The sequence below is a fragment of the Bacillus sp. FSL M8-0025 genome (assembly GCF_037975475.1).
GTDB lineage: Bacteria > Bacillota > Bacilli > Bacillales > Bacillaceae > Bacillus > Bacillus subtilis.
Map to the genome: position 1 here is coordinate 367,620 of NZ_CP150258.1, position 19,145 is coordinate 386,764.

Here is a 19,145-nt window from a genome sequence, read left to right on the forward strand (position 1 = left end):
GTCCCTGAGAGTTATTCTCTCAGGGGTTTTTCATTACACAGAAACAGCATCAATAATATAAGTGTCGGCGTGCAAATCTGACATTTCAGCCGACACAGTCCAGCATGTCAATTGATAGTCTCCTTTAGGCAGATCAAAGGACAGTCTTTTAGACATGATGCTTTCAATATGAATTCCGTTTTCTGTGACATGAAAAGGAACAGTCACTTTTTTTTCGTAGGAGTTTACTGTTTCTGAACTGTTCAGGCGCAAAAGAATAAAGGCCTTTGTATTTCGCTGTGCCTCAAAGGAAATGGCTCCGTTTGCCGCAGCATATCCTTTTTCAATCGCTTCGTCAGTCCAATCCATTACAGGAGGTGTAGAATCCTTTTGAAATACAGTAAATTGATGATATGAAATCGAAAGTTCTTGCGGCTTCCATGATTTGATCAATGTGCTGTTCCTCCTCTATGTACTGTTTACTGAATTGTGAATAAAACCTTTGTGCCGTCTGGGTAATCGGTAAGCTGATGCCCGACCCAAGAGCCTGCTCCGCGGTTGTCAGCGGGAGAAATGTATTCTACAGAAGCTCCCTCACCGCCTTCTTTGCACATGGCCATTGGCCATTCATCTCTGTCATACCCCTTTTTGGAAGGTACGTCCTTTAATGATTGCTCGCGGCGTTCCTCAGCTCCGTCTCTGTCAATAGTGCACACCTCTGAGTGTCCCTCATTTATCGCATCCTTAATATGCTTGGCAGTTTCGGGATACCGGTCAGATGGGAAGGCGATTGTTTCATCATATTCTTTCGTTTGAGACGTTTTTTGATCAGTTGAGAAAAAGTCTCCTTTTATCAGACCGACAGTTGCAGCTGCTATGATGACGATGACGAGAAGTATCGTTTTTATGATGTCCGTCGTGATGTTCACCTCCCGCTTTTAAAACTGACACAAGAGTAATCCAGAAAGCATTTGGTGTAAAGGTTTAAATTTTATGTTTTACGCTCAGTTTATTGCAGAAATCGTAATTTTAGCAGATCGAAATATTTGTTTTCAGCAAAATACGATTGCCAATTTACAATAATGATAGTAAGTCATCAGCCGTTTTCGGCTTGATTAATCATTTTAAATTGGCTTATGATACCGGTAAGCTCCTCAGCTAATTGAGAAAGTGTTTCAGAAGCTGCGGTAATCTCCTCCATTGCAGCAAATTGCTCCTCTGTTAATGCAGCCGCTTGCCGGGTATTTTTAGTAGATTCTTTAATGTCGGTCGTATTGGCTGCAAAGGAATCATTTATATGATGTGCACTGGCTGAAATGTTTGTTACAGATGCTGATAAATCACTAATCTCGGCGCTGATTTCACCTGTTGCAGCTGCAATTTCCTTAAATGCATCTCTGGTGCGCTGGATCATGGTGACTCCTTCTGCAGCTTCTGTTTTCACATACTCAACAGATCTTGCAGACCGGTTCATATCCTTTTGTATTTCTATGATCAGTTTTGAAATCTGCCCCGCAGACTGTTGAGACTCTTCCGCTAATTTCCGTACTTCATCAGCAACAACAGCAAAGCCTTTTCCTTGTTCACCGGCTCTGGCAGCTTCAATCGCTGCATTCAGCGCAAGCAGGTTTGTCTGATCGGCAATTTGGGTGATGACCGATAAAATTTGCTCAATTTGTTTAGAGCGGCCGTCTAACTGGTGTATGATTTCTCCGCTTTTCTGAATTGACTGGTGAATCGCATCCATTTGCGCCTGTACATTTGCAATTTCCTTTTGTCCAATGTCTGCTTTTGATTGAGCGAGCTGCCCTTTGTCAGCGATAGCGGCAGTATTTGCAGAAATATCCCGGATGTCTGCTGAAGCTTGTTTTAATGAGCTTTCACTATTTTCAATTCGGGTGATCTGATCTTGGGCTCCATTTGCAATCTGCTGTACAGCTTCTGTGATTTTTTCTGAAGCTTGATTTGTTTCCTCTGCTCCGGCTGAGAGCTGCTGAGAGGCTGACGCAAGCTGAAGGGCTGATTGTTGTACGGTTTGTATGGTATCGTTCAGCTTCATTCTCATCTTATTATAATAGACGCTTAGTTCTGATAGCTCGTCACCGGTTTTGTCTGACACCTCTATTGTCATATCTCCGTTTCCGGCACTTTCAAAGGCACTTTTTAAAGCGTTCAGCCGCTTGTTGATTTTTCTGGTGAAAACCAAGACAAGGATGACTGATACCATAATGACGATAACAAGAACGATAGCGAATTGAGTGAAAAGTGATTGTGTAAGTGATGCTAAAATACTTTGATTAGCTCCGGTATACAGCATGCCGATGATGTTCCCATTTTGATCTTTTAACGGCATGTATGCAGTCTGATAAGAAGAACCTGCTACATCTGCTTGTCCGTAAAAACGCTTTCCTTTCTTTAAAACAGCGGCAATAACTTCAGAAGAAGCCTGGGTGCCGACAGCTCTTTCGCCATTTTTCATGACATTGGTTGCAACACGAGTATCGCCTTGGAAAATGGTAATGGTATCACCTGTTTTTTCGCCAAGCAGATCAACAATATCTTCATTTCCATTGATTTGTGTTTGCCCTTTATAGAGCTTATTGTTTTTCACCTGCCAGTCGCCTGACATGACATCATCAATATAAGTGCTGCTTAAAGCGAGATCACCTTTCGCTTTTTCAGTTGCCATTTGTTTCATGCTTTCTGTAATTTCCTTAAGCATCACAGTGCCAACTGATGCCGAAAACAAAAGAATCACCACGAAAACGAGGCAAAGAATTTTAGTTCCTAGCTTCATCTCAAGTCGTTTTATCAACATAATTCCTCCCTTTATGATTTGTAGGTCATATTACTTATCGGGTTTTTGGGTTTAAAGTTTTATTTTAGAAAAAATAAAACCGGCCTGATCTTCAGGCCGGTTGTGTGATGCTATTCAAGGTTTGCGTGGTGAGTGAACATAGTTTCAGAATCGAGTCCTTTTTTCTCCATGAGTTTTAAAATCACTGCATCATAGAATAGCAGCAAAATTTGTTCAAATAATGATCCCATTGGCTGAATGGTTTTATAGCTTCCGTTTGACTGGTCTTTAGGAGAACCAGGCATTCTGATGATGAGGTCAGCTTGTTTTCCGATGCTTGATTCCGGATTGATGGTTAAAGCGGCAACAATTCCGTGTAAGCTTTTTGCTTTTGCTGCGGTATGAATCAAGCTTTTTGTCTCGCCTGATCCTGAGCCGATAATAACTAGATCTCCTTTGGCGAGCGGCGGAGTGAGAATCTCACCTACAATATGGGCGTTGAAGCCCATGTGCATCAGTCTCATCGCGAAGGATTTTGCCATCAGGCCAGACCGCCCCGCACCCGCGGTGAAAATTTGGTGGGATGAAAGAATGTGATCGGCAAGCTGGTCAGCTTCTTCATTAGAAATATAAGCTACTGAATTGTGTAACTCATTGAGAATTTCCGCTACGTATTCAGTCGTTTTCATAGGAGTTATCCTTGGACAATCAGCTGCTTCATTTTTGAAGCTGTTTCCGCCTTATCAGCTGCGCTTGTAATTCCGCCCCCAACAATGACAAGGTCAGGGTTTTGCTTGATCACTTCTGGCAGTGTATCAAGTTTGATGCCGCCCGCGATTGCGGTTTTTGCGTTTTTTACGGTATTTTTGATTGTCGTTAATTCTTCGAAAGAGTTTTTGCCCTCTGCTTGAAGATCATAGCCAGTGTGGACGCAGATGTAGTCAACGCCTAGTGCGTCAATTTCTTTCGCACGGGATTCGATATCTTTCACGTTAATCATGTCCACTAAGATTTTCTTCTTTTGTTTTTTGGCTTCTTCTACTGCGCCTTTAATCGTTGCATCGTCTGTAGCCCCTAAAACGGTGATGATGTCAGCGCCTGCTTCCGACGCTTTCATAATTTCGTAGCCTCCGGCATCCATGATTTTCAGGTCTGCAAGAACCTTCAATTGAGGAAATGCTTCTTTTATTTCTTTAACGGCTCTTAGGCCTTCATTGATGACGACCGGTGTTCCGATTTCAACTACGTCGATGTATTGTTCTACCTCTTTGACGAGCTCAATGGCTTCCGGGATGTTGACGAGGTCTAATGCAAGCTGTAATTCCATTGTTGATTCACTCCCTTTTTCGAATTATTTTTCATTCTATAGGTTCTCTTATTTGATGAGAAGTAGGCACTTTGAAGTCAACAAGTTACTTGGAGGATACTGTGAGGAGAGACAATCAGATTTCTTTCGCTTGATTTTATGAGTGAGTATAATGAAAAAAGAGTCTGCAAAAAAGTAAGTAAGTGATGATACGTATCTAACATACAAAAAGATTACTAAGGGGGGATTCTATTGAGCCGGATGGACGACAAAAGGTTTAATTGTGAGAAGGAATTAACGCTTGCAGTGATTGGCGGTAAATGGAAGATGCTCATTTTATGGCATTTAGGAAAAGAAGGCACAAAACGGTTCAATGAATTAAAAACATTGATTCCTGATATTACGCAGAAGATCCTCGTGAATCAGCTGAGAGAGCTTGAGCAGGATATGATTGTTCACAGGGAAGTGTATCCGGTCGTCCCGCCGAAGGTTGAATATTCTCTGACCCCGCACGGAGAAAGCCTCATGCCTATTCTTGAAGCCATGTATGAGTGGGGGAAAGGCTATATGGAATTGATTGATATCGACAAAAATGTCATGAAAGAATCGTTGTAAGACGCTCTTCGCAAGGGTGTCTTTTTTTTGCCTTTTTTTCGGTTTTTGCGCGGTACACATAGTCATGTAAAGATTGTAAATTGCATTCAGCAATAAAAAAAAATTGAACGCAGCAGTTTGGTTTAAAAATTTTTATTTTTCTGTAAATAATGTTTAGTGGAAATGATTGCGGCATCCCGCAAAAATATCCCTGTAAATAAACTGGAATCTTTCGGCATCCCGCATGAAACTTTTCACCCATTTTTCGGTGATAAAAACATTTTTTTCATTTAAAGTGAACGGTAGTAAGATAAAAAATATTGAAAACAATGAATAAATAGCCAAAATTGTTTCCTGTTAGGATAGGGGTTCTTGCGGTCTTTATCCGCTTATGTTAAACGCCGCAATGCTGACTGACGGCTGCCCGTTTTAATAGCGGCAATCTGTTTTTTGTTTGGAAGCACTGCTTTTTAAGTGTAGTACTTTGGGCTATTTCGGTTGTTAGTTCATAAGAATTAAAAGCTGGTATGGATAAAAAAGAGAAAATGCTCTGCACAAGTTCACTGCTTATGAAGACTAGGGGAGGTATGAAAATATGGAAATAACTTTTTATCCTTTAACGGATGCACAAAAACGAATTTGGTATACAGAAAAATTCTATCCTCACACGAGCATTTCAAACCTTGCGGGGATTGGTAAGCTGGTTTCAGCTGATGCGATTGATTATGTGCTTGTTGAGCAGGCGATTCAAGAGTTTATTCGCAGAAATGACGCCATGCGCCTTCGGTTGCGGCTAGATGAAAACGGGGAGCCTGTACAATATATTAGCGAGTATCGGCCTGTTGATATAAAACATACTGACACTACTGAAGATCCGAATGCGATAGAGTTTATTTCACAATGGAGCCGGGAGGAAACGAAAAAACCTTTGCCGTTGTACGATTGTGATTTGTTCCGTTTTTCCTTGTTCACCATAAAGGAAAATGAAGTATGGTTTTACGCAAATGTTCATCACGTGATTTCTGATGGTATCTCCATGAATATTCTCGGGAATGCGATCATGCACATTTATTTAGAATTAGCCAGCGGCTCAGAGGCAAAAGAAGGAATCTCGCATTCATTTATCGATCATGTTTTATCTGAACAGGACTATGCTCAATCGAAGCGATTTGAAAAGGACAAGGCGTTTTGGAACAAGCAATTTGAATCGGTGCCTGAACTTGTTTCCCTGAAACGGAATGCTTCCGCAGGAGGAAGTTTAGATGCTGAGAGGTTCTCTAAAGATGTGCCTGAAGCGCTTCATCAGCAGATTCTGTCGTTTTGTGAGGCGAATAAAGTCAGTGTTCTTTCGGTATTTCAATCGTTGCTCGCCGCCTACTTGTACAGGGTCAGCGGCCAGAATGATGTTGTGACGGGAACCTTTATGGGCAACCGGACAAATGCGAAAGAGAAGCAGATGCTTGGCATGTTTGTTTCTACGGTTCCGCTTCGGACAAACATTGACGGCGGGCAGGCGTTTTTAGAATTTGTCAAAGACCGGATGAAGGATCTCATGAAGACACTCCGCCACCAAAAGTACCCGTATAATCTCCTGATCAACGATTTGCGTGAAACAAAGAGCTCTCTGACCAAGCTGTTTACTGTTTCTCTTGAATATCAAGTGATGCAGTGGCAGAAAGAAGAGGATCTTGCCTTTTTGACTGAGCCGATTTTCAGCGGCAGCGGATTAAATGATGTCTCAATTCATGTAAAGGATCGATGGGATACTGGGAAACTCACCATAGATTTTGATTACCGCACTGATTTATTTTCTCGTGAAGAAATCAACATGATTTGTGAGCGCATGATTACCATGCTGGAGAACGCGTTAACGCATCCAGAGCATACCATTGATGAATTAACGATGATTTCTGATGCGGAGAAAGAGAAGCTGCTTGCGAGGGCCGGCGGTAAATCTGTGAGCTACCGTAAGGACATGACGATCCCGGAACTGTTCCAAGAAAAGGCTGAGCAGCTTTCAGATCATCCAGCGGTTGTATTCGAAGATCGTACATTGTCCTATCGAACGTTACATGAACAATCCGCACGCATCGCCAATGTGCTGAAACAGAAAGGGGTTGGCCCGGACAGTCCTGTCGCGGTTTTGATTGAACGTTCTGAACGGATGATTACAGCTATCATGGGAATTTTAAAAGCCGGCGGAGCCTATGTGCCGATTGATCCGGGTTTTCCTGCAGAGCGGATTCAATATATTTTGGAGGACTGCGGGGCGGACTTCATCCTGACTGAATCGAAGGTTGCAGCGCCTGAAGCCGATGCTGAGCTGATTGACTTAGATCAGGCAATTGCGGAAGGTGCAGACGATATGACGGAGGCTGATGTAAACGCGCGGAATCTTGCCTACATTATTTACACATCGGGAACAACCGGACGTCCGAAAGGCGTTATGATCGAGCATCGCCAGGTTCATCATTTGGTTGAATCTCTGCAGCAGACGATTTACCAAAGCGGCAGCCAAACCCTGCGGATGGCATTGCTTGCGCCGTTCCACTTTGATGCGTCAGTGAAGCAGATCTTCGCGTCGCTTCTTTTGGGACAAACCCTTTATATCGTACCGAAGAAAACAGTGACGAACGGGACCGCCCTTACTGCATATTATCGGAGAAACAGCATTGAGGCGACGGATGGAACACCGGCTCATTTGCAAATGCTGGCAGCAGCGGGCGATTTTGAAGGCCTAAAACTGAAGCACATGCTGATCGGAGGAGAAGGCCTGTCATCTGTTGTTGCGGACAAGCTGCTGAAGCTGTTTAAAGAAGCCGGCACAGCGCCGCGTTTGACTAATGTGTACGGGCCGACTGAAACGTGCGTTGACGCGTCTGTTCATCCGGTTATCCCTGAGAATGCAGTTCAATCAGCGTATGTGCCGATCGGGAAAGCGCTGGGGAATAACCGCTTATATATTTTGGATCAAAAAGGCCGGCTGCAGCCTGAAGGCGTGGCGGGTGAGCTTTATATCGCGGGAGACGGTGTGGGCCGAGGCTATTTGCATTTGCCTGAATTAACGGAAGAGAAGTTTTTACAAGATCCATTCGTGCCGGGCGATCGCATGTACCGGACCGGGGACGTGGTGCGCTGGCTTCCAGATGGAACAATCGAATATTTAGGCAGAGAGGATGACCAGGTCAAAGTCCGCGGATACCGGATTGAGCTTGGGGAAATTGAAGCCGTGATTCAGCAGGCGCCAGACGTTGCAAAAGCCGTTGTTTTGGCACGCCCTGACGAACAGGGAAATCTTGAGGTTTGCGCATATGTTGTGCAGAAGCCTGGAAGCGAATTTGCGCCAGCCGGCTTGAGGGAGCATGCGGCCAGACAGCTTCCTGACTATATGGTGCCGGCTTACTTTACAGAAGTGACAGAAATTCCGCTTACGCCAAGCGGCAAAGTCGACCGCCGCAAGCTGTTTGCACTAGAGGTGAAGGCTGTCAGCGGCACTGCCTATACAGCGCCGCGAAATGAGACTGAAAAAGCAATCGCAGCCATTTGGCAGGACGTGCTGAACGTTGAGAAGGCGGGGATTTTTGACAATTTCTTTGAAACGGGCGGGCATTCATTGAAGGCCATGACCCTTTTAACAAAGATTCATAAGGAAACAGGCATCGAGATTCCGCTTCAATTTTTGTTTGAGCATCCGACGATTGCGGCTCTTGCAGAGGAAGCTGATCACAGAGAAAGCCGGGCATTTTCGGTGATTGAACCTGCTGAAAAACAGGAGCATTATCCGCTTTCTCTGGCACAGCAGCGAACATATATCGTCAGCCAGTTCGAGGATGCGGGAGTCGGCTACAACATGCCTGCGGCAGCAATTCTGGAAGGGCCTTTAGATATTCAAAAACTGGAGCGCGCATTTCAGGGGTTAATCCGACGCCACGAGTCATTGAGAACATCATTTGTTCTTGAAAACAGCACGCCGAGACAGAACATTCACGATAGCGTTGATTTCAACATCGAAATGATTGAAAGAGGCGGCCGCTCAGATGAGGCAATTATGGCTTCATTCGTTCGGACATTTGATTTGGCGAAAGCTCCGCTGTTCAGAATCGGTTTGCTGGGGCTTGAAGAGAACCGTCATATGCTGCTGTTTGATATGCACCATTTGATTTCTGACGGTGTATCCATTGGCATTATGCTGGAGGAGTTAGCACGCATTTATAAAGGCGAACAGCTTCCTGAGCTTCGTCTCCAGTATAAGGACTACGCTGTATGGCAAAGCAGACAGGCTGCTGAAGGGTACAAGAAGGACCAGGCTTATTGGAAGGAAGTCTTTGCAGGCGAGCTCCCGGTGCTTCAGCTTCTGTCCGATTACCCAAGACCGCCTGTTCAAAGCTTTGAAGGGGATCGGGTGTCAATCAAGCTGGATGCGGGGGTAAAGGATCGCCTCAATCGTTTGGCTGAACAAAACGGCGCCACTTTATATATGGTGATGCTGTCCGCTTACTATACGCTTTTGTCAAAGTATACGGGGCAGGATGACATCATTGTCGGGACACCGTCAGCGGGCAGAAATCACTCCGATACAGAGGGCATTATCGGGATGTTTGTCAATACGCTTGCGATTCGCAGTGAGGTGAAGCAAGATGAGACGTTTACCCAATTGATCTCGCGTGTCCGCAAACGGGTGCTGAATGCCTTTTCTCATCAGGACTATCCGTTTGAGTGGCTTGTTGAAGATTTGAACATCCCGCGTGATGTTAGCAGGCATCCGCTGTTTGACACGATGTTCAGCCTTCAAAATGCGACAGCAGGCATTCCGGCTGTCGGCGATCTGTCCTTGTCTGTTCATGAGACCAATTTCAAGATTGCCAAATTTGATTTGACCGTGCAGGCGAGAGAAACCGATGAAGGCATTGAGCTTGATTTGGATTACAGCACAAAGCTGTTTAAACAAAGCACGGCAAACAGGCTGCTTACGCATTTTGCGCGTTTGCTTGAAGATGCTGCGGCTGATCCAGAGAAGCCGATTTCTGAGTATAAGCTTCTTTCTGAAGAGGAGGCCGCTTCGCAAATTCAGCAGTTTAACCCGGGCAGAACACCTTATCCGAAAGATAAAACAATTGTTCAGCTGTTTGAGGAGCAAGCGGCGAATACGCCAGACCACACTGCGCTTCAATATGAAGGCGAATCACTCACTTATCGTGAACTGAATGAACGGGCCAATCGTTTAGCCCGCGGCATTCTTTCTCTTGGAGCTGGCGAAGGCAGAACTGCGGCTGTCTTATGCGAGCGGTCAATGGATATGATTGTGTCGATCTTGGCAGTATTAAAATCAGGTTCGGCTTATGTTCCGATCGATCCGGAACATCCGATTCAGCGGATGCAGCATTTCTTCCGTGACAGCGGAGCAAAGGTGCTTCTCACTCAGAGGAAATTAAAGGCTTTGGCGGAAGAAGCGGAATTTAAGGGCGTTATCGTGCTAGCCGATGAGGAAGAAAGCTATCATGCCGATGCGCGAAATCTCGCACTGCCTCTTGATTCTGCAGCAATGGCCAACCTGACGTATACTTCCGGAACGACTGGAACACCTAAGGGGAATATCGTGACACATGCCAATATCCTCCGCACGGTAAAGGAAACGAATTATCTCAGCATTACAGAACAGGATACGATTCTCGGTCTTTCTAATTACGTGTTTGACGCGTTTATGTTCGATATGTTCGGCTCTTTGTTAAACGGAGCCAAGCTGGTGCTGATACCGAAGGAAACCGTTTTGGACATGGCTCGCCTGTCCCGCGTCATTGAACGGGAGAACATCAGCATTCTCATGATTACAACCGCTTTGTTCCACTTGCTTGTGGACTTGAATCCGGCATGCTTGTCAACGCTTCGCAAGATTATGTTTGGCGGGGAACGGGCTTCGGTTGAGCATGTCAGAAAAGCTTTGCAAACGGTTGGAAAGGGCAAGCTCCTTCATATGTATGGACCGTCTGAAAGCACGGTTTTCGCGACGTATCATCCGGTTGATGAATTGGAGGAGCACACGCTGTCTGTTCCGATTGGAAAACCGGTCAGCAATACGGAAGTATACATTCTTGACCGTACGGGACACGTGCAGCCTGCCGGGATTGCCGGAGAGCTTTGCGTCAGCGGCGAAGGACTCGTGAAAGGCTATTACAACCGTCCAGAACTGACTGAGGAGAAATTTGTTCCCCATCCGTTTACATCCGGCGAACGCATGTATAAAACGGGAGACCTTGCGAGATGGCTGCCGAATGGCGACATCGAATTTATCGGGCGAATCGACCATCAGGTGAAGATTCGCGGACAGCGCATCGAGCTTGGAGAAATCGAACATCAGCTGCAAACCCATGATCGTGTTCAGGAGAGTGTTGTGCTTGCCGTTGATCAAGGAGCGGGAGATAAACTGCTTTGCGCTTACTATGTCGGAGATGGAGACATCTCATCACAAGAGATGAGAGAGCATGCTGCGAAGGACTTGCCGGCATATATGGTTCCTGCGGTGTTTATCCAAATGGACGAGCTGCCGCTGACAGGGAACGGAAAAATTGACCGGAGAGCGCTGCCGATTCCTGATGCCAACGTTTCAAGAGGTGTTTCATATGTTGCGCCACGCAATGAAACGGAACAAAAAGTCACGGACATTTGGGCACATGTGCTTCAGGCTGAACAAGTCGGCGCTTATGACCACTTCTTTGACATTGGCGGACATTCATTAGCAGGCATGAAGATGCTTGCCTTGGTTCATCAGGAACTGGGCGTTGAGCTGTCACTCAAGGATCTCTTCCAGTCACCGACGGTTGAGGGCTTGGCACAGGTGATTGCCTCTGCTGAAAAAGGGACAGCCGCAAGTATCAGCCCGGCAGAGAAACAAGATACGTATCCTGTTTCTTCACCGCAAAAACGGATGTACGTGCTTCAGCAGCTTGAGGATGCGCAAACGAGCTATAACATGCCGGCGGTTCTGCGCCTGACAGGTGAGCTTGATGTTGAAAGGCTTAACAGCGTCATGCAGCAGTTAATGCAGCGTCATGAAGCTCTGAGAACCACGTTTGAAATAAAAGATGGAGAAACGGTGCAGCGGATCTGGGAAAAGGCTGAGTGTGAGATAGCCTATTTCGAAGCCCCGGAAGAAGAGACAGAGCGGATCGTTTCTGAGTTTATTAAGCCTTTCAAAATCGACCAACTTCCACTGTTCAGAATAGGGCTTATCAAGCATTCAGACACTGAGCATGTGCTGCTGTTCGATATGCATCATATTATTTCTGACGGTGCATCTGTCGGTGTGCTGATTGAGGAGCTTTCAAAGCTGTACGACGGAGAAAACCTTGAGCCGCTCCGTATTCAATATAAGGATTATGCCGTGTGGCAGAAGCAGTTCATTCAGTCTGAGCTTTACAAGAAGCAAGAAGAGCATTGGCTGAAGGAGCTGGACGGAGAGCTGCCGGTGCTGACGCTTCCGACTGATTACAGTCGGCCTGCCGTTCAAACATTTGAGGGAGACCGCATTGCATTTTCATTAGAAGCAGGCAAAGCTGATGCTCTGCGCAGGCTTGCAAAAGAAATGGATTCCACGCTTTACATGGTGCTTCTGGCTTCATACAGTGCGTTTTTATCAAAACTGAGCGGGCAAGACGATATCATCGTCGGTTCACCTGTGGCCGGACGATCTCAAGCGGACGTCAGCCGCGTCATCGGAATGTTCGTCAATACATTAGCGTTGCGCACGTATCCGAAGGGTGAAAAGACGTTTGCTGACTATCTTAACGAAGTGAAAGAAACGGCACTCAGCGCTTTTGATGCGCAGGATTACCCGCTTGAGGATTTGATCGGAAATGTTCAGGTTCAGCGTGACACAAGCAGAAATCCGTTATTCGATGCAGTTTTTTCAATGCAAAATGCGAATATAAAGGATTTAACAATGAAAGGGATTCAGCTTGAGCCGCATCCGTTTGAACGGAAAACAGCCAAGTTTGACCTCACGCTGACGGCTGACGAAACCGACGGAGGGCTTACATTCGTACTCGAATACAATACAGCTCTGTTTAAGCAGGAAACGATTGAACGATGGAAGCAATATTGGATGAAGCTTTTAGATGCAGTTACTGGGAACCCGAACCAGCCGCTTTCCAGCCTGTCACTGGTCACCGAGACAGAAAAGCAAGCGCTTCTTGAGGCATGGAAGGGTAAAGCGCTGCCTGTGCCGACAGACAAAACGGTTCATCAGCTATTCGAAGAGACTGTCCAGCGCCACAAAGACCGCCCGGCTGTCACATACAACGGCCAGTCTTGGACGTACGGCGAGCTGAATGCGAAGGCGAATCGTCTCGCGCGGATTCTGATGGACTGCGGCATCAGTCCGGATGACCGCGTCGGCATTCTCACGAAGCCGTCGCTTGAAATGTCCGCCGCGGTGCTCGGCGTCTTGAAAGCCGGAGCGGCGTTTGTGCCGATTGATCCTGACTACCCGGATCAGCGGATTGAGTATATTTTACAGGACAGCGGCGCGAAGCTTCTCTTGAAACAGGAAGGCATTTCAGTGCCGGACAGCTTTACGGGAGATGTCATTCTTCTCGACGGAAGCCGCACGATTCTAAGCCTGCCGCTTGATGAAAACGACGAGGGAAATCCAGAAACCGCTGTAACCGCGGAGAACTTGGCGTACATGATTTACACGTCTGGAACGACCGGACAGCCGAAGGGTGTCATGGTCGAGCACCATGCGCTTGTGAACCTGTGCTTCTGGCACCATGACGCGTTCAGCATGACAGCGGAGGACCGCAGTGCGAAGTACGCGGGCTTTGGGTTCGACGCTTCCATTTGGGAGATGTTCCCGACCTGGACGATCGGTGCCGAGCTTCACGTCATTGATGAAGCGATCCGCCTCGATATCGTCCGCCTGAACGATTATTTTGAAACGAACGGCGTAACGATCACGTTCCTGCCGACACAGCTTGCGGAACAGTTCATGGAGCTTGAGAACACATCACTTCGCGTCCTCTTGACCGGAGGAGACAAGCTGAAGCGCGCAGTGAAAAAGCCGTACACACTCGTCAACAACTACGGGCCGACAGAAAATACGGTCGTTGCCACAAGCGCAGAAATCCATCCGGAGGAAGGCTCGCTTTCCATCGGAAGGGCCATTGCCAATACGAGAGTATACATTCTCGGAGAGGGCAATCAGGTGCAGCCGGAAGGCGTAGCCGGAGAGCTTTGTGTGGCGGGACGCGGATTAGCGCGAGGCTATCTGAATCGAGAAGAAGAAACCGCGAAGCGGTTTGTCGCTGATCCGTTTGTGCCGGGTGAACGCATGTACCGCACCGGCGACTTGGTGAAGTGGGTGAACGGCGGCATCGAATACATCGGCCGGATCGACCAGCAGGTCAAGGTCCGCGGCTACCGGATCGAGCTCTCAGAAATTGAAGTCCAGCTCGCCCAGCTTTCTGAGGTGCAGGATGCGGCGGTAACAGCTGTCAAAGATAAAGGCGGCAATACAGCGATCGCGGCGTATGTCACCCCGGAAACAGCTGATATAGAAGCGCTGAAATCAGCACTGAAGGAAACCCTGCCGGATTACATGATCCCGGCGTTCTGGGTGACACTGAGCGAGCTTCCGGTCACGGCAAACGGCAAAGTCGACCGCAAAGCCTTGCCTGAGCCGGACATCGAAGCGGGAAGCGGAGAATACAAAGCGCCGACGACCGACATGGAAGAGCTGCTTGCCGGCATCTGGCAGGACGTGCTTGGAATGTCTGAAGTCGGTGTCACCGACAATTTCTTCTCGCTTGGCGGAGATTCCATCAAAGGAATTCAAATGGCGAGCCGCTTGAATCAGCACGGCTGGAAGCTGGAAATGAAAGATCTCTTCCAGCATCCGACGATCGAAGAGCTTACCCAATATGTAGAGCGTGCCGAAGGCAAACAGGCAGACCAAGGCCCGGTAGAGGGCGAAGTCATCCTGACGCCGATCCAGCGCTGGTTCTTTGAAAAGAACTTCACGAACAAGCACCACTGGAACCAATCGGTGATGCTTCACGCCGCGAAGGGCTTTGACCCTGAACGGGTGGAGAAAACATTGCAGGCGCTGATCGAGCATCATGACGCGCTCCGTATGGTCTATCGTGAGGGACAGGAAGACGTCATTCAATACAACAGAGGTCTTGAAGCTGCTTCCGCTCAATTGGAGGTCATCCAGATTGAGGGCCAAGCTGCAGATTACGAAGACCGTATAGAGAGAGAAGCAGAGCGTTTGCAAAGCAGCATCGACTTGCAGGAAGGCGGCTTGTTAAAAGCAGGCTTGTTCCAAGCGGAAGACGGAGACCACTTGCTTCTCGCCATTCACCACTTAGTGGTTGACGGCGTCTCGTGGCGGATTCTACTGGAGGATTTCGCCGCAGTATATACACAGCTTGAGCAAGGCAATGAACCGGTTCTCCCGCAGAAAACACATTCATTTGCAGAGTATGCAGAGAGATTGCAAGACTTCGCGAACTCCAAAGCCTTTTTGAAAGAAAAAGAGTATTGGAGACAGCTTGAAGAACAAGCTGTCGCGGCAAAGCTTCCGAAAGACCGCGAATCTGGTGATCAGCGAATGAAACATACAAAGACAATTGAATTCTCGCTGACTGCTGAAGAGACAGAACAGCTCACCACAAAGGTGCATGAGGCATATCACACAGAAATGAATGATATTTTGCTGACGGCATTCGGATTGGCAATGAAGGAGTGGACGGGTCAGGATCGAGTAAATGTTCATTTAGAGGGGCACGGACGTGAAGAAATCATAGAAGACCTGACCATTTCCCGCACAGTCGGCTGGTTTACAAGTATGTACCCAATGGTGCTCGATATGAAGCATGCGGATGATCTGGGCTACCAGCTGAAGCAAATGAAAGAAGATATCAGACATGTGCCGAATAAGGGAGTCGGATACGGCATTCTGCGCTATCTGACGGCATCGGAACATAAAGAAGATGTGGCGTTCTCGATTCAGCCGGATGTCAGCTTCAACTATTTAGGTCAGTTTGACGAAATGTCGGATGCAGGTTTGTTTACGAGATCAGAGCTGCCATCAGGACAGTCATTAAGCCCTGAAACAGAAAAACCGAATGCGCTGGATGTTGTCGGATATATCGAAAACGGAAAACTGACGATGTCACTGGCCTATCATTCTCTTGAATTTCATGAAAAAACAGTACAAACATTCAGTGACAGCTTTAAAGCGCATCTTCTCAGAATCATTGAACATTGCCTATCTCAAGACGGTACGGAACTGACCCCGAGTGATCTTGGTGACGACGATTTGACGCTGGATGAGCTGGATAAATTAATGGAAATTTTCTAATAGAGGTGGCATATGAGCAAAAAATCGATTCAAAAGGTGTACGCACTGACACCAATGCAGGAGGGAATGCTGTATCATGCGATGCTTGATCCGCATTCTTCCTCGTACTTCACACAATTAGAGCTTGGGATTCACGGCGCTTTTGATCTTGAAATCTTTGAGAAAAGCGTCAATGAACTGATTCGGTCATACGATATTCTCCGTACGGTATTTGTGCATCAGCAGCTGCAAAAACCGCGTCAGGTCGTGTTAGCGGAACGCAAAACAAAGGTGCATTATGAGGATATCAGTCATGCAGACGAGAATCGCCAGAAGGAGCACATTGAGCGTTACAAACAAGACGTTCAGCGCCAAGGCTTTAACCTGGCAAAAGACATATTGTTCAAGGTGGCGGTTTTCCGCCTTGCTGCAGATCAGCTGTATCTTGTCTGGAGCAATCATCATATTATGATGGACGGCTGGAGCATGGGCGTCCTCATGAAAAGCCTGTTCCAAAACTATGAAGCGCTCAGAGCAGGCAGGACACCGGCAAACGGTCAGGGCAAGCCTTATTCCGATTACATCAAGTGGCTTGGAAAACAGGACAATGAAGAAGCGGAGAGCTACTGGAGCGAGCGCTTGGCGGGTTTTGAACAGCCAAGCGTGCTCCCGGGCCGCCTGCCTGTAAAAAAAGACGAATACGTCAATAAAGAATATTCATTTACATGGGACGAAACACTGGTTGCCCGTATTCAACAAACCGCAAATCTCCATCAAGTGACAGGACCTAACCTATTTCAGGCCGTTTGGGGCATTGTTCTTAGCAAATATAACTTTACGGATGATGTTGTCTTCGGAACGGTCGTCTCGGGACGACCGTCTGAAATCAACGGAATCGAAACGATGGCGGGGCTGTTTATCAACACCGTTCCAGTGCGGGTGAAAGTTGAACGAGATGCTGCATTCGCTGATATTTTCACAGCTGTTCAGCAGCATGCAGTAGAGGCAGAGCGTTACGATTACGTGCCGCTCTATGAGATTCAAAAACGCTCAGCTCTTGATGGCAATCTCTTAAACCATCTGGTTGCATTTGAAAATTATCCGCTTGATCAAGAGCTTGAAAACGGCAGCATGGAAGACCGCCTCGGGTTTTCGATTAAGGTAGAAAGCGCATTTGAACAAACGAGCTTCGATTTCAACCTGATTGTGTATCCGGGCAAAACGTGGACCGTCAAAATTAAATATAACGGAGCCGCCTTTGATTCCGCTTTTATCGAACGGACAGCGGAGCACCTTACCCGCATGATGGAAGCAGCTGTCAATCAGCCGGCCGCTTTTGTGCGTGAGTACGGGCTTGTGGGAGACGAAGAGCAGCGGCAAATTGTCGAGGTGTTTAACAGCACGAAAGCCGAACTCCCTGAAGGAATGGCTGTTCACCAAGTGTTTGAAGAGCAAGCGAAACGGACGCCGGCGAGCACTGCCGTCGTATATGAAGGAACCGAGCTGACGTACCGCGAGCTGAATGCAGCGGCTAACCGTCTGGCGAGAAAGCTTGTCGAACAAGGGCTTCAAAAAGGGGAAACAGCAGCGATTATGAACGATCGCTCAGTAGAAACCGTTGTCGGCATGCTGGCTGTGTTAAAAGCAGGTGCCGCATATGTGCCGCTTGATCCAGCGCTTCCTGGGGATCGTCTTCGTTTCATGGCAGAGGACAGCTCCGTTCGAATGGTTTTGACCGGAAATTCTTATACAGAGCAGGCACATCAGCTGCAAGTGCCGGTTCTTACACTGAACATAGGCTTTGAAGAGAGCGAAGCTGACAATCTCAACCTGCCATCCGCCCCGTCTGATTTGGCATACATCATGTACACATCCGGTTCAACGGGCAAACCGAAAGGCGTCATGATCGAACATAAAAGCATTCTGCGCCTCGTCAAAAATGCCGGGTACGTTCCTGTTACTGAAGAGGACCGCATGGCGCAAACGGGGGCAGTCAGCTTTGATGCCGGAACGTTTGAGGTATTCGGCGCACTGCTGAATGGCGCAGCGCTTTATCCGGTCAAAAAAGAGACACTGCTTGATGCGAAACAATTTGCTGCATTCCTGCGTGAGCAAAGCATCACAACCATGTGGCTGACATCACCTTTATTCAACCAGCTTGCTGCAAAGGATGCGGGTATGTTCGGCATACTGCGCCATTTAATCATCGGCGGTGACGCCCTTGTCCCGCATATTGTCAGCAAAGTAAAACAGGCATCGCCGTCGCTTTCATTGTGGAACGGGTACGGCCCGACAGAAAACACGACGTTTTCAACCAGTTTTCTGATCGACCGCGAGTATGGCGGCTCTATCCCAATCGGGAAGCCGATCGGAAATTCCACTGCCTATATCCTGGATGAGCAGCAATGCCTGCAGCCAATCGGCGCGCCTGGTGAGCTTTGCGTAGGCGGAATCGGTGTAGCGCGAGGATATGTGAATCTCCCTGAGTTGACGGAGAAGCAATTTCTCGAAGACCCGTTCAGACCGGGTGAGAGAATTTATCGCACTGGTGACTTGGCAAGATGGCTGCCGGACGGCAATATCGAATTTTTAGGCAGAATCGACAACCAAGTGAAGGTGCGCGGCTTCCGAATTGAGCTTGGCGAAATTGAAACAAAACTGAACATGGCTGAGCATGTGACAGAGGCTGCGGTGATCATCCGCAAGAACAAAGCGGATGAAAATGAAATTTGCGCGTACTTTACGGCGGACCGTGAAGTGGCTGTGAGCGAGCTGAGAAAAACACTGTCTCAGTCTTTGCCTGACTATATGGTCCCTGCCCACCTGATTCAAATGGACAGTCTGCCGCTCACGCCAAACGGGAAAATCAACAAAAAAGAACTGCCTGCACCGCAATCAGAAGCCGTGCAGCCGGAATACGCAGCACCAGAAACAGAGAGTGAAAAGAAATTAGCGGAGATCTGGGAAGGAATACTCGGCGTCAGAGCAGGCGTTACCGATAACTTCTTTATGATCGGCGGCCATTCTTTGAAAGCGATGATGATGACGGCGAAAATTCAAGAGCATTTTCATAAGGAAGTTCCGATAAAAGTGCTTTTTGAAAAGCCGACTATTCAAGAACTGGCACTGTA

Annotated in this window: 7 protein-coding genes and 1 pseudogene; 3 read left to right on the top strand and 5 right to left on the bottom strand. The window is 47.4% G+C overall.

Annotation, left to right across the window (positions count from 1 at the left end):
* Window positions 1–33: 33 nt before the first annotated feature.
* From nin to hxlA, 5 genes are all read right to left on the bottom strand, one after another.
* Complete coding sequence (gene nin, locus MKX38_RS01965) at window positions 34–432, bottom strand: DNA-entry nuclease inhibitor (RefSeq protein ID WP_339188445.1); 399 nt, start codon at window positions 430–432, stop codon at window positions 34–36.
* Between the two features lie 26 nt (window positions 433–458).
* Window positions 459–908, bottom strand: coding sequence for a DNA-entry nuclease (nucA, locus tag MKX38_RS01970; protein WP_131227100.1), 450 nt, complete (start codon window positions 906–908; stop codon window positions 459–461).
* 167 nt (window positions 909–1,075) lie between these two features.
* The gene (gene tlpC / locus MKX38_RS01975) at window positions 1,076–2,797 is read right to left on the bottom strand and encodes a methyl-accepting chemotaxis protein TlpC (protein ID WP_326248731.1); all 1,722 of its coding nucleotides are present in this window, start codon (window positions 2,795–2,797) and stop codon (window positions 1,076–1,078) included.
* Between the two features lie 110 nt (window positions 2,798–2,907).
* Complete coding sequence (gene hxlB / locus MKX38_RS01980) at window positions 2,908–3,465, bottom strand: 6-phospho-3-hexuloisomerase (RefSeq protein WP_069322365.1); 558 nt, start codon at window positions 3,463–3,465, stop codon at window positions 2,908–2,910.
* Between the two features lie 5 nt (window positions 3,466–3,470).
* Window positions 3,471–4,103, bottom strand: a complete 633-nt coding sequence (gene hxlA, locus MKX38_RS01985; protein ID WP_003234604.1) for a 3-hexulose-6-phosphate synthase — start codon at window positions 4,101–4,103, stop codon at window positions 3,471–3,473.
* Window positions 4,104–4,334: 231 nt separating this feature from the next.
* Between hxlA and hxlR the strand changes: the two genes are divergently transcribed.
* From hxlR to srfAB, 3 genes and pseudogenes are all read left to right on the top strand, one after another.
* On the top strand, window positions 4,335–4,697 hold the full coding sequence (gene hxlR, locus MKX38_RS01990) for a transcriptional activator HxlR (protein ID WP_003246265.1): 363 nt from the start codon (window positions 4,335–4,337) through the stop codon (window positions 4,695–4,697).
* A gap of 574 nt (window positions 4,698–5,271) precedes the next feature.
* Window positions 5,272–16,035: a surfactin non-ribosomal peptide synthetase SrfAA gene (gene srfAA / locus MKX38_RS01995; RefSeq protein WP_339188451.1), complete on the top strand. Its 10,764-nt coding sequence runs from the start codon at window positions 5,272–5,274 to the stop codon at window positions 16,033–16,035.
* A 12-nt stretch (window positions 16,036–16,047) separates the two neighbouring features.
* Window positions 16,048–19,137, top strand: a pseudogene (gene srfAB, locus MKX38_RS02000) (surfactin non-ribosomal peptide synthetase SrfAB); the annotation flags it as partial.
* Window positions 19,138–19,145 lie beyond the last annotated feature (8 nt).

Excerpts from the sequence above, each read along its gene's own strand:
- hxlA (WP_003234604.1), bottom strand. The coding sequence starts at position 4,103 with ATGGAATTACAGCTTGCATTAGACCTCGTCAACATCCCGGAAGCCATT.
- hxlB (WP_069322365.1), bottom strand. The coding sequence starts at position 3,465 with ATGAAAACGACTGAATACGTAGCGGAAATTCTCAATGAGTTACACAAT.
- srfAA (WP_339188451.1), top strand. The coding sequence starts at position 5,272 with ATGGAAATAACTTTTTATCCTTTAACGGATGCACAAAAACGAATTTGG.
- tlpC (WP_326248731.1), bottom strand. The coding sequence starts at position 2,797 with ATGTTGATAAAACGACTTGAGATGAAGCTAGGAACTAAAATTCTTTGC.